16 protein-coding genes are annotated in these 13,540 nt (G+C 67.3%); 7 read left to right on the top strand and 9 right to left on the bottom strand.

Annotation, left to right across the window (positions count from 1 at the left end):
* Positions 1-9 precede the first annotated feature (9 nt).
* Genes GD429_RS29105 through GD429_RS29095 form a run of 3 tightly spaced genes read right to left on the bottom strand, consistent with a single transcriptional unit; the run spans position 10 to position 2,316 of the window.
* Positions 10-777: an ABC transporter permease gene (locus GD429_RS29105; protein ID WP_152862199.1), complete on the bottom strand. Its 768-nt coding sequence runs from the start codon at positions 775-777 to the stop codon at positions 10-12.
* The gene (locus GD429_RS29100; RefSeq protein ID WP_152862197.1) at positions 774-1,508 is read right to left on the bottom strand and encodes an ABC transporter permease subunit; all 735 of its coding nucleotides are present in this window, start codon (positions 1,506-1,508) and stop codon (positions 774-776) included. The genes GD429_RS29105 and GD429_RS29100 overlap by 4 nt, the downstream gene beginning before the upstream one ends.
* Positions 1,509-1,512: 4 nt before the next feature.
* Positions 1,513-2,316, bottom strand: a complete 804-nt coding sequence (locus GD429_RS29095; protein ID WP_152862195.1) for a transporter substrate-binding domain-containing protein — start codon at positions 2,314-2,316, stop codon at positions 1,513-1,515.
* 341 nt (positions 2,317-2,657) lie between these two features.
* Between GD429_RS29095 and rbsK the strand changes: the two genes are divergently transcribed.
* From rbsK to GD429_RS29075, 3 genes are read left to right on the top strand one after another with little or no spacing between them, the layout of a single operon-like run.
* Entirely contained in the window at positions 2,658-3,584 is a 927-nt protein-coding gene (gene rbsK, locus GD429_RS29085) for a ribokinase (RefSeq protein WP_152862193.1), read from the top strand.
* 41 nt (positions 3,585-3,625) lie between these two features.
* Complete coding sequence (fucP, locus tag GD429_RS29080) at positions 3,626-4,999, top strand: L-fucose:H+ symporter permease (protein ID WP_152862192.1); 1,374 nt, start codon at positions 3,626-3,628, stop codon at positions 4,997-4,999.
* Positions 5,000-5,001: 2 nt separating this feature from the next.
* Positions 5,002-6,054, top strand: a complete 1,053-nt coding sequence (locus tag GD429_RS29075) for an aldose 1-epimerase family protein (protein WP_152862190.1) — start codon at positions 5,002-5,004, stop codon at positions 6,052-6,054.
* A gap of 22 nt (positions 6,055-6,076) precedes the next feature.
* Here the strand turns inward: GD429_RS29075 and deoR are convergent, their stop codons facing one another.
* Positions 6,077-6,847, bottom strand: coding sequence for a DNA-binding transcriptional repressor DeoR (gene deoR, locus GD429_RS29070; protein ID WP_152862188.1), 771 nt, complete (start codon positions 6,845-6,847; stop codon positions 6,077-6,079).
* Positions 6,848-6,993: 146 nt separating this feature from the next.
* On the opposite strand from deoR, the gene deoC reads away from it, so the two are divergent.
* From deoC to GD429_RS29055, 3 genes are all read left to right on the top strand, one after another.
* Positions 6,994-7,674 carry a deoxyribose-phosphate aldolase gene (deoC, locus tag GD429_RS29065; RefSeq protein WP_152862186.1) on the top strand — a complete coding sequence of 227 codons (681 nt, stop codon included), beginning with the start codon at positions 6,994-6,996 and terminating at the stop codon, positions 7,672-7,674.
* Positions 7,675-7,907: 233 nt separating this feature from the next.
* Positions 7,908-8,771 carry a DUF2071 domain-containing protein gene (locus GD429_RS29060; RefSeq protein WP_152862328.1) on the top strand — a complete coding sequence of 288 codons (864 nt, stop codon included), beginning with the start codon at positions 7,908-7,910 and terminating at the stop codon, positions 8,769-8,771.
* 96 nt (positions 8,772-8,867) lie between these two features.
* Positions 8,868-9,080 (top strand): helix-turn-helix domain-containing protein, encoded by a 213-nt coding sequence (locus GD429_RS29055; protein WP_415748960.1) that lies wholly within the window; start codon positions 8,868-8,870, stop codon positions 9,078-9,080.
* Between the two features lie 24 nt (positions 9,081-9,104).
* On the opposite strand, the gene GD429_RS29050 is transcribed toward GD429_RS29055, so the two are convergent.
* Both GD429_RS29050 and GD429_RS29045 read right to left on the bottom strand, forming a co-directional pair.
* The gene (locus GD429_RS29050) at positions 9,105-9,590 is read right to left on the bottom strand and encodes a DUF1772 domain-containing protein (protein ID WP_152862182.1); all 486 of its coding nucleotides are present in this window, start codon (positions 9,588-9,590) and stop codon (positions 9,105-9,107) included.
* Between the two features lie 2 nt (positions 9,591-9,592).
* Entirely contained in the window at positions 9,593-10,417 is an 825-nt protein-coding gene (locus tag GD429_RS29045) for an NmrA family transcriptional regulator (protein WP_152862180.1), read from the bottom strand.
* A gap of 96 nt (positions 10,418-10,513) precedes the next feature.
* Here GD429_RS29045 and GD429_RS29040 point away from each other — a divergent pair, with 96 nt between their 5' ends.
* Complete coding sequence (locus tag GD429_RS29040; protein ID WP_152862178.1) at positions 10,514-11,179, top strand: TetR/AcrR family transcriptional regulator; 666 nt, start codon at positions 10,514-10,516, stop codon at positions 11,177-11,179.
* Positions 11,180-11,241: 62 nt separating this feature from the next.
* Here the strand turns inward: GD429_RS29040 and GD429_RS29035 are convergent, their stop codons facing one another.
* The 3 genes from GD429_RS29035 to GD429_RS29025 all read right to left on the bottom strand — a co-directional run.
* Positions 11,242-12,096, bottom strand: a complete 855-nt coding sequence (locus GD429_RS29035) for a 3-hydroxybutyryl-CoA dehydrogenase (protein ID WP_152862176.1) — start codon at positions 12,094-12,096, stop codon at positions 11,242-11,244.
* Positions 12,097-12,134: 38 nt separating this feature from the next.
* On the bottom strand, positions 12,135-13,328 hold the full coding sequence (bktB, locus tag GD429_RS29030; protein ID WP_152862174.1) for a beta-ketothiolase BktB: 1,194 nt from the start codon (positions 13,326-13,328) through the stop codon (positions 12,135-12,137).
* A 42-nt stretch (positions 13,329-13,370) separates the two neighbouring features.
* Positions 13,371-13,540 (bottom strand): 4Fe-4S dicluster domain-containing protein (locus GD429_RS29025; protein WP_176730071.1); only part of this gene is annotated, 170 nt, incomplete at its 5' end.

Genomic DNA, 13,540 nt, shown 5'->3' with positions numbered 1-13,540 from the left:
ACAGGAGAATCAGTTGGGGGCCGCCCACACGCCCGACGACGCGTGACGTGCGCGCGCGGGTGCGCGGTCGTCCGACTCGCGCGTCAGGTAGCGATTGAGGCGTCTCTCGAGACGGGCGGCAGGAATCGTCAGCAGCGCGACCAGCACGACATAGATGATCGCCGCGCCGGCCAGCGGTTCGTACACGCGCAACGTCTCGAAGCGCAGCGTGTTGGCCGTCCCCATCACGTCGAACACCGTGATGGTCGACGCGAGGACGGTCGATTTCAGCAGCAGGATCGCTTCGCCGGTGAGCGCGGGCAGCGCGAGCCGCCACGCGCGCGGGCCGACGATCCGGCGCAGTACGCCGATGCGCGTCATCCCGTACGCGTAACCTGCCTCGATCTCGCCGGCCGGCACACCGGCGATCGCGCCGCGCAGGATCGTCGCGACATACGCACTCTCGTTCACGCTCAAGGCGACGACGGCATACCAGAACGCGTCGCGCAACAGAGGCGATGCCCAGCTGTCGCGCATCCATTCGCGCGGCACGATCTGGCCGAATCCGTAGTACAGCAGATAAAGCTGCACCAGCAGCGGCGTGCCGCGAATCAGCATGATCCAGCCGCGCGCGAACCAGCGAAGCGGCGCATCGCTCGCGCCGGCGGCAAGCGCGAGCGGCACGCCGAGCAGCACACTGGCCGTGCCGGACAACAGCATCAGCGCGACCGTCGTCGGCACCGCGGCGAGCAGCTTCGGCATGACCGTATCGAGCAGGAACGGCATCGAGAAGATCATGTGCTCGCGCTCGGCATGCCGCGGTTCGCGTACCGCTCGAGCGCGGCGAAGAGCCCCGTCGACGTGATGCTCAGCAGCAGGAACAATGCCGCCGTGACCGCATAGAAGAACACGTAGTGCCGGGTCGCACCGGCGGCGAGCTGGCTCGCCTTCAGCAGATCCGTAAACGATCCGAGCACGCTGATGAACGACGCATCCTTGGTCGCGTTCAGCCACACGTTGCCGACACCGGGCAGCGCGAGCCGCGCCGCGGCCGGGAGCCGGATGCGCATCAGCGTCTGCCACGGCGTCATCCCGTACGCGTGCGCGGCTTCGATCTGACCGACCGGAACATTGACGAGCGCCGCGCGGAAGATGTCGGTGAGATACGCACCCTGGATAAAACCGAGCGACAACGCAGCGACGAGGAACGGATCGAATGCGAAGCCGTCGGACACCAGGCCGCTTCGGCGCAGGGCCGCCTCGGCAGCCGGTGCGACCGCGTAGAACGCGAGCAGCAGGCACAACAGCTCGGGCAGCGCGCGCACGAGCATCGTGTAAAGGCGGATGAGCCAGGCGAGCGGCGCATACCGCGACAGCTTCCCGAGCGCGCCTGCGATGCCGAGCAGCGTGCCGGTGCAGAACGACGCAGCCGCGACGCCAAGCGTCAACGCGAACGCACCCGCGAAGATGCGCCCGTAACCGCCGCCGCCGAATGCGAGCAGCGCCAGCAGCGAGTCGTCCGCTGCCATCGCTTCAGCGGCCCTTCTCGATCGTGCCCTTCAGGTTCGGATAGCGCGCGGTGATCGCATCCCACGTGCCGTCCTGCTGCAGCTGCGCAATCGCGGTCGACAACCTGCCGCGTAGCGCGTCGCCGCGCCGCACACCCGCGCCAATGCCGAGACCCAGCACCGGATCGTCCGCGCACGCGGTCTTGACCTCGTAATCCTTCCCGTCGCGCGACGACAGGAACGCCGTGAACAGCCCCTTCGCTTCCTGCACATAATCGACCCGGCCGGAGACCAGATCCGCGAGCGCATTGTCGAACTTGTCGAAGGCCTTGATCTGTGCGTCCTGCTTGAATCGGCCGTCGAGGAATGCCGAGAAGTTCGTGCCGGCCTCGACACCGATCACGCGGCCCTTGAAGCTCGCGGGCACCGCGCAATCGACGCGGCGCCGATCGCTCTTTGCGCCGACGAATACCGTCGGCGATTCGTAGTAGGCACGACTGAAGTCGATGGCCTTCTGCCGTTCGCCGGTAATCGTCATCGACGACCAGATCACGTCGATCTTGCGGTTTTGCAACGCCGGTATCAGGCCGTCCCATGCGATGTCGGTGAGTTCGCAGCGCACGTTCAGCTTGCTGCACGCGGCATCGAGCACATCGATTTCCCAGCCCTTCCACTTGCCCGTGGCGTCCTTCGAGAAGAACGGCGGATACGATTCGGCGTCGATGCCGACATGCAGCGTCGGTTGAGCCGCAAGCGCGGCGGACGCCGCGCCAAGCATGAACAGCGCGGCCGCAGCGGTGCGTGCCCGGGAATGCGTCAAACGATTCATTTGGCTGATTTCTGAAATAACGTCGGAATCACCGGCGTCGCAACCGGCAGGAGGCGAGACTGTAATGCCTGCCGATGCGTGTACCAAATGGTTATTTTTGCGATGGATATCTGATCCGGCGATATGTGGTGCGAGTCGATCGATTGCGTCACGCCGAGTCAGAAAAATTCATCAGAAGCCGCAACGAGACGTCGAAACCACCGCACCTTCCGCATCCCAAATAGTGACCCTTCTAACATAATGAGATCGCATTCTCACATTTAATGTGATTTTATTGTCATCCATTGCAGGCCGCCGCCGACCGCGCATGCGGCGCCCCCCATACCAAGGAAGAGACCCAGATGGAGACAATCGCCGTCATCGGCAGCAACATGGTCGACCTCGTGACCTATGTCACGCGCATGCCCGCCCGGGGCGAAACGCTCGAAGCACTGAACTTCGAGCTCGGCTGCGGCGGCAAGGGCGCGAACCAGGCGGTCGCGGCCGCACGCCTCGGCGCGCGCGTCGTGATGGTGACGAAAGTCGGCGACGACGTGTTCGCCGACAACACGATCCGCAACTTCGAGCGCGAAGGAATCGACACCACGCACGTGCGCAAGGTCGCCGGCGTGCCGAGCGGCGTCGCGCCGATCTTCGTCGAACCCGATTCGAGCAACAGCATCCTGATCGTCAAGGGCGCGAACCGCCATCTGAAGCCGGCCGACATCGACGCGGCCGCGCCGACGCTCGCCGAATGCGCGCTGATCGTGCTGCAGCTCGAGATCGAACTCGACACCGTCTATCACGCGATCGCATTCGGCGCGCGCCACGGCATCCCCGTTTTGCTGAACCCCGCGCCCGCGGTGGCCGACCTCGATTTCGAGCGGATCCGCTCCGTCGAATTCTTCGTGCCGAACGAAACCGAGCTCGCGATCGTGTCCGGCATGCCGGTCGATTCGCGCGCCACCGCTGCGCGCGCCGCCGAAGCGCTGGTCGCGCGCGGCCTGAAACACGTGCTCGTCACGCTCGGCGACAAGGGCTCGCTGCTCGTGTCGCGCGACGGCGTGCAGCACGTGCCGGGCGTGCCGGTCGACGCGCGCGATACGACGGGCGCCGGCGACGCGTATATCGGCTGCTTCGCGCGCTGCTATGCCTCGTCGCGCGACGCGCTCGACGCGATGCGCTACGCATCCGCGTACGCCGCGCATTCGGTCACGGGCCTCGGCACGCAGAAATCGTACGCCGACGCCGCGACGTTCGAACGCTTCCTCCGCGACGCCGGCTTCTGAACGGCGCCATCATCGACGAGACAATTGGGAAGGAGACACCCATGAGCCGAGCCAGAATCGAACACACACCCGACGGCTATTACCTGACCCGCACACCGCTGTTCGCATTCACGCTGCTGTGCTGCCTGTTCGCGCTGTGGGGCACCGCCGCGAACCTGAACGACGTGCTGATCGCGCAGTTCAAGAAATCGTTCTTCCTGTCCGACTTCGAATCGGCGTTCGTGCAGTCCGCGTTCTATCTCGGCTACTTCTTCCTCGCGATTCCCGCCGCGACCGTCGTGAAGAAGTTCAGCTACAAGACGACGATCCTCGTCGGCCTGCTGCTCTACACGACCGGCTGCCTGCTGTTCTTCCCGGCCGCGTCGATGGCGAAGTACGGGATGTTCCTCGTCGCGCTGTTCGTGATCGCCGCGGGCCTGTCGTTCCTCGAAACGGCGTCGAACTCGTATTCGACGCTGATGGGCCCGCGCGATACCAGCACGCGGCGGCTGAACATCTCGCAGACGTTCTACCCGTTCGGCGCGATGGCCGGCGTGGTCATGGGCAGCTTCCTGATCTTCAAGGAAAGCGATGCGTCGCATGCGCAGCTCGCGGCGATGTCGGCGGCCGACGCGCACGTGCACCAGCTCGCGATGATCCAGGCCACGCTCGAGCCGTACAAGTGGCTGATCGTCGTGCTCGTCGCCGTGTTCATCGTGTTTGCGCTCACGCCCTACCCGGCATGCAAGGGCAACGGGCCGAGCGCGACCACGCACCGGATCGACGCGCGCGGCACGCTCGCGCGCCTGTTCGGCAACCGGCGCTTCGTCGCGGGCATCGTCGCGCAGTTCCTGTATGTCGGCGCGCAGGTCGGCGTGTGGAGCTTCACGATCCGGCTCGCGATGCAGATCGGCGGTCTCACCGAGCGCGGCGCCTCGCGCTACCTGCTCGCGACGTTCTTCGCGTTCTTCGTCGGCAAGCTGGTTGCGACGCTCGTGATGAAGCGCGTCGGCCCGGCCAAGGTGCTGATCGTCTATGGTGTGCTGTGCATCGCGCTGCTCGCGTACACGATCAGCGTGCACGACATCACCGCCGTTTATGCGGCCGTGTGCGTAAGCGTGTTCCTCGGCCCGTGCTGGCCGACGATCTACGGCCTCACGATCGACGGCCTCGGCAAGGACACCGAATACGGCGGCTCGATCCTCGTGATGAGCATCGTCGGCGGCGCGGTCGTGCCGCTGATCCAGGGGCTGATCTCCGATCACACCGGCGGCAACATGCAGCTCGCGTTCGTCGTGCCGCTCGCGTGCTTCGTCGTGATCGTCTACTACGGCTTCTACTGCCTGCGCCACCTGCCGGCAGCCACACCCGACGCGGCAGCCGACGGCAACGCGCCCGCGCGCTACGCCGCGACGCGCAATACGTCGGGAGCGTGACCATGCGAGGCAAGATCGAACTGCGGCGCGACGACTTCCGCGACACGCCGCGCACGCTGTACCGCACCGACGGCATCACCGTCACCGCGTTCGCGTATCCGTCCGGCGTCGAGGCGCTGAAGCTCGAGAACCGCCGCGGCCACCTCGTCGTGCTGCCGTATCTCGGCCAGATGATCTGGGCCGCCGCGTTCGACGGCCGCGACCTGACGATGAAGCACATGTTCCGGCAGCCGAAGCGCGCGGCGTCGATCATCGATACCTACGGCTGCTTCATGTTCCACGGCGGGCTGCTGCGCAACGGCTGCCCGGGCCCGGAAGATACGCACGCGCTGCACGGCGAGATGCCGTGCGCGCCGATGGATCGCGCGAGCCTGATCGTCGGCACGGATGCGCGCGGCGCAACGATCGAAGTGACCGGCGAATACGAATACGTGCAGGGCTTCGGCAGCCACTACGTCGCGCGTCCGTCGGTGCGCCTCGCGGAGCACGACGCACAGATGACGATCGCGATGGACGTTACGAATCTCGGCGGCGCGCCGATGGACCTGATGTACATGGCACACCTGAACTATGCGTACGTGCCGGGCGGCCGCTTCATGCAGTCGCTGCCGCGCGGCGGGTTGCGATTGCGTGAAAGCGTGCCCGCGCACGTGAAGCCGACCGCCGCGTGGCGCGATTACACGGCCACGCTCGCACGCGAACCGGAACGGCTCGCGACGCTCGATGCGCCCGCGCTGTACGACCCCGAGATCGTGTTTTTCATGAACGGTGCGGAAACGGATGCAGACGGCGTCGCGCATTTCCTGCTCGCGCATCCGGACGGCGGCGCATTCCACACCGCGTACCGCCCCGAGCAGTTCCCGCATGCGACGCGCTGGATCCTGCACAACGCGGACCAGCAGGTCGCCGCATTCGCGCTGCCGTCGACCTGCGAGCCGGAGGGGTATGAAGCCGAACGCCGCAAGGGCCATGTCGCGGTGCTCGCGCCGGGCGCGACGCGCCGCTTCGATGTGGTCACCGGCTACCTGAGCGCGGCGGAAGCACGCGATGCGTGAAGCGATGCGCGGCCGCGTAGCGTCAGGTCACGAGCGCGATCCCGTGTTCGCGAATCGCCGTTTCGTAGCGACTGCTCAGTTGCCCGTCGGAGATCACGTAGTTGAAGTCGGTCAGTTCGGCGAAATAAGCCGCGCGCACTTCGTCGAACTTCGTGTGGTCGACGATCAGGAAGCGGTTCTGCGCGCGCGCCATCACCTTCTTCTTCGCGTCGACTTCGTGGAAGTTGAAGCACGTGACGCCGCAGCGGTCGCTCACGCCGGCCGCGGAGATGAACGCCTTCGACACGCGCACCGTGTCGAGGATGCCGGTTTCGGCGACCGACTCGAACACCATGTTCTTGCGATGGTACGCGCCGCCGCACAGGATCACGCTGCAATGCGGCTTTTGCTGCAGCTTCGCGAATACGTTCAGCGAATTGCAGACGGCCGTGAATTCGAGGTCGTCCGGAATGAAGTCGACGATGAACGGCGTGGTCGAGCCGCAGTCGACGAAGATCGTGTCGCCGGTCGTCACGAACTGCGCGGCCAGCTTGCCGATGCGGCGCTTTTCCTCGGTCTGCCGGTTATTCTCCGCGCTGATCAGGTACTCGCCGATGTCGCTGCGCTGCGCGGCGAAATGGCGCGTCACGTAGCCGCCGATCAGGCTCAGGCCGTGCGGATTGTCCGCGAGATCGCGGCGGATCGTCATCTCGGACACGCCGAACAGCTCGGCGACTTCCCTCAGATGAATCGCGTTCTGCCCTTGCAGCACGTTCATCAGCGTCTTGATCCGTTCGCCCTTCTTCGTTTCCATGCCTGTATCCTGCGTGCCTGTCGCACTCGTCGCTCGTCGTGCCGGGCGCGCGGGCCCGGCCGGAATGTCGTATTTGTAACAAACCGATGTGAAAACATCAACTTTCCGTGTGCCTTTCCGGCACACGATCCGTGGAGTCCTGAAACATGCCGCTTTCCAACGCCCAACTCGCCCAAACCATCGATCACACGCTGCTCGCGCCCGACGCGAGCGACGCGCAGATCCGCGAACTCTGCCGCCAGGCGGCCGCGCATCGCTTTTACTCGGTCTGCGTGAATTCGGCGAACGTGCCGTTGGCCGCCCGCGAGCTGGCCGATACCGGCGTGCTCGTCTGCGCGGTGGTCGGCTTTCCGCTCGGCGCGGGGCTGTCGGCCGCGAAGGCATTCGAGGCGTCGGCCGCGATCGCGGCGGGCGCCCGTGAGATCGACATGGTGATCAACCTCGGCGCGCTGAAGAGCGGCCGCGCCGACGACGTGAAGGCCGACATCGCGGCCGTGCAGCACGCGTGCGGCGCGGTGCCGCTGAAGGTGATCCTCGAGACGGGGCTGCTGAGCGACGACGAGAAGGTGCGCGTGTGCGAGATGTGCCGCGACCTCGGCGTCGCGTTCGTGAAGACGTCGACCGGGTTCGGCCACGGCGGCGCGACGCTCGCCGATGTCGCGCTGATGCGGCGTACGGTCGGGCCGGACCTCGGCGTGAAGGCATCGGGCGGCGTGCGCGACCGCGCGGCCGCGCTCGCGATGCTGGACGCCGGCGCGACGCGGCTCGGCACGAGCTCGGGGGTGGCGATCGTCACCGATCAGGGCGGCAGCGATTCGGCGTACTGACGCGCGCAAGCCGGCTTTCGCATGCGAGACCTGCAAGCGAAGGCCGGTTGCCCGGATACGCGCTCGGACGACGACGCACGGCCTTGCGATTCCGATGGTCGAAGCACGAAGTCCGAAGCACGGCGACGGAAACTCTACCCGCGATCGGTGCGGCCGCAACCATGCGCGTCCGCGCCGCGTTCGGCGGTTCGACGCCGCCGCGCATCTTCCGCCCGCGCGACAACCCCGGCACAATGCCGCTCATGCGCTACGACAACGCCTTCGTTTACCCGTCTTCCGGCCTGATCGGCCGGCTCGCCAACCGGATCGTCGCGAGCGGCCCGCTGCTGCGCGCGCGCCGCGCGCTGCTGTCGCGGCTGCCGTTCCTGCAACTCGCGAGCGACGTCGAGAACGTCGTGTATTGCACGTGGGTTGTCGACGTCGCGGCCGTCGCGCACCTGGTGCCGCGCGGCGTCACGCTCGCGAGCCGCGACGGCCGCACGCTGTTCACGACGCTCACCTATGCGCACCGGCACTTCGGCCCGCGGCTCGCCGGCCCGCTGCGACGTGTGTTTCCGTCGCCGCTGCAGAGCAACTGGCGGCTCTACGTCGATGCGCTGCCGGGCGGAGCGCCGGCCGAGCGCACGGTGCTGTTCGTGAAGAACGTGTTCGACCACCCGCTCTACGCGCTCGGCAGCCGGCTCTTCAGCGACGCGCTGCCGTCGCATCTCGCGCGGCGCTTCACGCATGCGGTGCGCGACGGACGCTGCGACACGCTGCTCGCGAGCGGAGGCGGCAGCGCGCCCGACTTCCACTGCGCGGCTGAAGCATCGGACGATCGAACGCTGCCCGACGCGTTCGCGCCGTTCTTCAAGGACTGGCGCGATGCCGTCGCGACGCTGTCGCTGCAGCACGCGGCGATCGCGCACGTCGCGGACTGCGACCGTCTTGCGTACGCGTCGATCGACCTGCCGATCGACATCGACGCGGTCCGGCCGCTGAAGACGGTCGGGCCCGCAGGCGGCGACTTCCTCGCGCGCATCGGCGCCACCGGTGAGCCAATGTGCTTCGTCGTGCCCGACGTCGCGTTCCGCGTGCTGTCCGAGCGGCTGCTGTAGCGCGGCGCTCGGCCCGTCCGCCGTGCGGGCGAGAGTATTCATCCGCATCGTCGTCTTCCGCCAGCCGCCCTGCGCACGACTGCCGAATGGGCCGACGTGCTTGGCCTGCCGGCCCGGGCACGCCATCGCGCATTCCGGCGTGAAACGGCGCTCAGCTTCCGCCGCTGCCGCGAACAGGCGCGGCGGCGGCTCGCGCATAGCGAGAAGGTGCCGACCATCACGATGGATCATGGCTACAGCAGCCAGAGCGCGTTCTACGCGATGTTCAAGCGGCATCTCCGCGTGTCGCCGTCGGTGTTTTATGCGTAGCGCGTGTCCCGCTCGACGGCAGCGCTACCGCGCCGCAATCCCCGCGATAAAAAACACGCACGCGGCCGCCGACGCCACCGTGCGCACGTGATTCCACATCGTCCAGTCGTGCACGTAACGCATCCACAGCGCCGCGCCGTGCGCGGCCGCCGGGTCGGCCGCGGCAAGCGCGTCGTTGAGCGGCACGTTGACGGCCATCGTTACCGCGAACATGCCGAACAGGTAGAGCGCGCCGCCCGCGAGCGCCGCCATCGCGCCCGGCTGGTCGCGATTGAACAATGCGATCACGACGAGCGCGAGCGCCATCAGCGTCGTGCCGAGGAACAGCGGCATGAACGGCGAACGCACGATGTCGACGTTGATCGCGTTCATCGCGGCCGCGCCGGCCGGCGGCGCGAGCCGGCCGAGCGACGTCATCACGAACGTCGAGAACGCGAAGTACACGCCGGCCATCAGCCCGCAGCCGACCGCCGAACCCCACAGCAACGCGGAAGTCACGAACGCGATCATGGTCAGGCGCTCCACACGCCGGTGGCGGCCGTCGCACGCGCATAGTCGGTGAAATCGCGCGCCGGACGCCCGAGCGTGTGCGCGATGCCGTGCGCCACCTCGCTGTTGCGCCCGTCGAGCACCGTGCCGAACAATTCGTCGAGCAACTCGACCACCGGCTCCGGCACGCCGACCTCGCGCAGCCCCGCGACGAACGCATCGGGCGGAATCTCGCGATAGACGATCGGGCGGCCGGCGGCCCGCGCGATTTCGCCGACGGCTTCGGCGAACGTCAGCGCGCGCGGGCCCGTGACCTCGATCACGCGGTTCGCGAACCGCGCATCGGTGAGCGCGGCCACGGCCACGTCAGCGATGTCGTCCGCATCGACGAACGGTTCGCGCACCGCGCCGGCCGGCAGCGCGACCTCGCCGGCCAACACGCTGTCGAGCAGATAGCCCTCGGAGAAGTTCTGGTTGAACCAGCTCGCGCGCACCACACCCCAGCCCAGGCCCGACGCCTGCAGCGCGGCCTCGGCGGCCTGCGCGCCGGGCTCGCCGCGCCCGGACAGCAGCACCACGCGCTCGACGCCGCTTTCACGTGCGAGCCGCGAGAATGCGGCGATCGATTCCACCGCGCCTTCGACTGACAGATCCGGCTGGTAGGTCACGTACGCGGCCGACACGCCGTCGAGCGCGGCGGGCCACGTCGCGGGCGCCGTCCAGTCGAAGCGGACGGCCGACGTGCGCGATACGGGCCGCGTCGCGATGCCGCGTGCGCGCAGCCGTGCATCGACGCGGGCGCCCGTCTTGCCCGAACCGCCGACGATGAGGATGGGAAGTGCCGACATGTGCGTCTCCTTTTCTCTCTGAAATGCGAGAATATCTCGCGTTTTAAAAACACGATAGACTCTCGCATTAGCAACGTCAAGTTTTTCGGAGGCGGCATGGGCCGACAAAAATCGGGGCAGAACGACGAGCCAGAAGCGGCGGCAGCGGATGCACCGGCGCGCGCGCGGCTCGTGCCGACGCAGCAGCGCAGCCGCGAGCGGTTCGAGCGCATCCTCGCGTGCGCGTCGGAAGTGATGATCGAGAAAGGCTGCGACGCGTTCCGGATGAGCGACATCGTCGAACGCACGGGCATCTCGTTCGGTTCGCTGTACCAGTACTTTCCGGACAAGGCGGCCGTGATCGGCACGCTCGCGGAGCGCTACAACGCAATCGGGCACGACTGCGTACGGCGCGATCTCGCCGCGATGAAGACGCTCGACGACCTGCACGGCACGCTTGCCCGCATCACGGACAGCTATTACCGGATGTTCGTCGACGAGCCGCTGATGCGCGACATCTGGCGCGCGACGCAGGCCGACCGCGGGCTGCAGGAACTCGACCGGGCGGACGGCGAGTTTCTGGCCGCGCTGTTCGCGGATGCGTTGGCGGAAGTGGCGCCCGACACGACATGCGCGCAACGAAGCGCGTTCGCCGGACTGATGATGATCCAGATCGCGGCGGCCGTGCGCCACGCGATCACGCTGCCGCCGAAGGCGGCGCGGCAGATCCTCGCGATGTTCAAGCGGACGTTGCCGCGGGATCTGGCGGTGCTGGACGCGTAACCTCGCCGCTCAATGCACGCGGCCGCCCGGAGGCGGCCGCGCGAAGTGGCATGGTTTGCCGCTTATTTGCTGTAGTCGTACACCCCGCGCCCCGCCTTCCGCCCGAGCCGCCCTGCCGACACCATCTCGCGCAGCAGCGGGCACGCACGATACTTGGGATCGCCGAAGTCCTTCACGAACACGTCCATCACCGCGAGGCACACGTCGAGGCCGACGAGGTCGGCCAGCGCGAGCGGCCCGATCGGGTGGTTCGCGCCGAGCTTCATCCCCGCGTCGATCTCCTCGGCCGACGCGATGCCTTCGGCCAGCACGAAGAATGCTTCGTTGATCATCGGCACGAGGATACGGTTCACGACGAAGCCCGGCGAATTGCGCACGCCGATCGGCGACTTGTCGAAACGCTCGGTCAGTGCGCGCACGGCCGACGCGGTCGCGTCGCTCGTCTGCAGCCCGCGGATGATCTCGACGAGCGGCATCAGCGGCACCGGGTTGAAGAAGTGCATGCCGACGAAGCGGGACGGATCCGCTAGCGGCGCCGCGAGCGCGGTGATCGAGATCGACGACGTGTTGGTCGCGACGATCGCGTCGGGCCGCGCGACGGCCTCGATCTGCTTCAGGATGCGGCCCTTCAGCTCGACGTTCTCGGTCGCGGCTTCGATCACGATGTCGGCCGACGCGAGCTTCGCGTAGTCGGTCGACGTCGCGATGCGCGCCAGCGCCGCGTCGCGCGCGGCCGCGTCGAGCTTGTCCTTCGACACGAGCCGCTCGAGGCTGCCCTTCAGCGTCGCGATGCCCTTGTCGAGCGCGGCATCGCTGACGTCGATCATCACGACGTTGAATCCCGCAACGGCGGCGGTCTGCGCAATGCCGTTGCCCATGGTTCCGGCGCCCACGACGCCGACGATTTCGATGGCCATGAAATTTCCTGTGTGTTCGGGTGTTGAGCGGTCGATTATCAGATGTTCTCGAAGATCGCAGCAATCCCCTGGCCGCCGCCGATACACATCGTCACGAGCGCGTAACGCCCGCCGATGCGCTTCAGCTCGTACAGCGCCTTGACCGTGATCAGCGCACCGGTCGCGCCGATCGGGTGACCGAGCGAGATGCCCGACCCGTTCGGGTTGACCTTCGCGGGATCGAGGCCGAGCTCCTGCGTGACCGCGCAGGCCTGCGCGGCGAACGCCTCGTTCGCCTCGATCACGTCGAGATCGGTGATCTTCAGGCCCGCGCGTTCGAGCGCCTTCTGCGTGGCCGGCACGGGGCCGATGCCCATGTAGGCCGGATCGACGCCCGCGTGCGCATACGCGACGAGGCGTGCGAGCGGCTTCACGCCCTGCGCGCGCGCGGCGTCCGCGCTCATCATCAGCACGGCCGCGGCCGCATCGTTGATGCCCGATGCGTTGCCGGCCGTCACGGTGCCGTTCTCCTTCGCGAACACCGGGCGCAGCTTCGTGAAATCGTCCGCGCTCGCGTCGTGACGCACGTGCTCGTCGGTGTCGAACGCGACCTCGCCCTTCTTCGTGCGGATCGCGATCGGCAGGATCTGGTCCTTGAAGCGACCTTCCGCGATCGCGCGCGCCGCGCGACGATGCGATTCGAGCGCGAGCGCATCCTGCGCGTCGCGCGAGATGCCGTACTTGCGTGCGACGTTCTCGGCCGTCACGCCCATGTGGATCGTCTGGAACGGGTCGTGCAGCGCGCCGAGCATCATGTCGACGAGCTTGCCGTCGCCCATGCGCTGGCCGAAGCGCGCGGCCGGCACCGTGTACGGCGCGCGGCTCATGTTCTCGGCCCCGCCGCCGATCGCGACGTCGGCATCGCCGAGCATGATGGTCTGCGCGGCCGACACGATCGCCTGCAGGCCCGAGCCGCACAGCCGGTTCACGTTCATCGCGGGCGTGTGCTGTGCGACGCCGCCGTCGATCGCCGCGACGCGCGACAGATACATGTCCTTCGGCTCCGTGTTCACGACGTGGCCGAACACGACATGCCCGACCGCATCGCCCGGCACGTTCGCGCGCGCCAGCACTTCGCGCACGACCTTCGCACCGAGCTCGGTCGGCGAGAAATCCTTCAGGCTGCCGCCGAAATCACCGATCGCGGTACGGACACCGCTCACCACCACGACTTCTTTCGCTGCATTGCTCATCGTCTGCTCCGGTTCGTTCGCGCACGCATGCGCGTTGATGCGTTACATGTTCGGGTAATTCGGCCCGCCGCCGCCTTCGGGCGTGACCCACACGATGTTCTGCGTCGGGTCCTTGATGTCGCAGGTCTTGCAGTGCACGCAGTTCTGCGCGTTGATCACGAGGCGATCGCTGCCGTCGTCGTTCTTCACGAACTCGTACACGGCCGCCGGGC

Origin of the sequence: Burkholderia sp. BE17, from assembly GCF_009362305.1 — a bacterium.
GTDB classification, from domain to species: domain Bacteria; phylum Pseudomonadota; class Gammaproteobacteria; order Burkholderiales; family Burkholderiaceae; genus Burkholderia; species Burkholderia pyrrocinia_C.
Note: the sequence above shows the minus strand (reverse complement) of the source record. Positions and strands in the feature narration are given on the sequence as shown.

Excerpts from the sequence above, each read along its gene's own strand:
- GD429_RS29075 (WP_152862190.1), top strand. The coding sequence starts at position 5,002 with ATGCGAGGCAAGATCGAACTGCGGCGCGACGACTTCCGCGACACGCCG.
- GD429_RS29035 (WP_152862176.1), bottom strand. The coding sequence starts at position 12,096 with ATGGCCATCGAAATCGTCGGCGTCGTGGGCGCCGGAACCATGGGCAAC.
- GD429_RS29040 (WP_152862178.1), top strand. The coding sequence starts at position 10,514 with ATGGGCCGACAAAAATCGGGGCAGAACGACGAGCCAGAAGCGGCGGCA.
- deoC (WP_152862186.1), top strand. The coding sequence starts at position 6,994 with ATGCCGCTTTCCAACGCCCAACTCGCCCAAACCATCGATCACACGCTG.
- GD429_RS29100 (WP_152862197.1), bottom strand. The coding sequence starts at position 1,508 with ATGGCAGCGGACGACTCGCTGCTGGCGCTGCTCGCATTCGGCGGCGGC.
- GD429_RS29105 (WP_152862199.1), bottom strand. The coding sequence starts at position 777 with ATGATCTTCTCGATGCCGTTCCTGCTCGATACGGTCATGCCGAAGCTG.
- GD429_RS29050 (WP_152862182.1), bottom strand. The coding sequence starts at position 9,590 with ATGATCGCGTTCGTGACTTCCGCGTTGCTGTGGGGTTCGGCGGTCGGC.
- fucP (WP_152862192.1), top strand. The coding sequence starts at position 3,626 with ATGAGCCGAGCCAGAATCGAACACACACCCGACGGCTATTACCTGACC.
- rbsK (WP_152862193.1), top strand. The coding sequence starts at position 2,658 with ATGGAGACAATCGCCGTCATCGGCAGCAACATGGTCGACCTCGTGACC.
- GD429_RS29045 (WP_152862180.1), bottom strand. The coding sequence starts at position 10,417 with ATGTCGGCACTTCCCATCCTCATCGTCGGCGGTTCGGGCAAGACGGGC.
- GD429_RS29060 (WP_152862328.1), top strand. The coding sequence starts at position 7,908 with ATGCCGCTCATGCGCTACGACAACGCCTTCGTTTACCCGTCTTCCGGC.
- bktB (WP_152862174.1), bottom strand. The coding sequence starts at position 13,328 with ATGAGCAATGCAGCGAAAGAAGTCGTGGTGGTGAGCGGTGTCCGTACC.
- GD429_RS29095 (WP_152862195.1), bottom strand. The coding sequence starts at position 2,316 with ATGAATCGTTTGACGCATTCCCGGGCACGCACCGCTGCGGCCGCGCTG.
- deoR (WP_152862188.1), bottom strand. The coding sequence starts at position 6,847 with ATGGAAACGAAGAAGGGCGAACGGATCAAGACGCTGATGAACGTGCTG.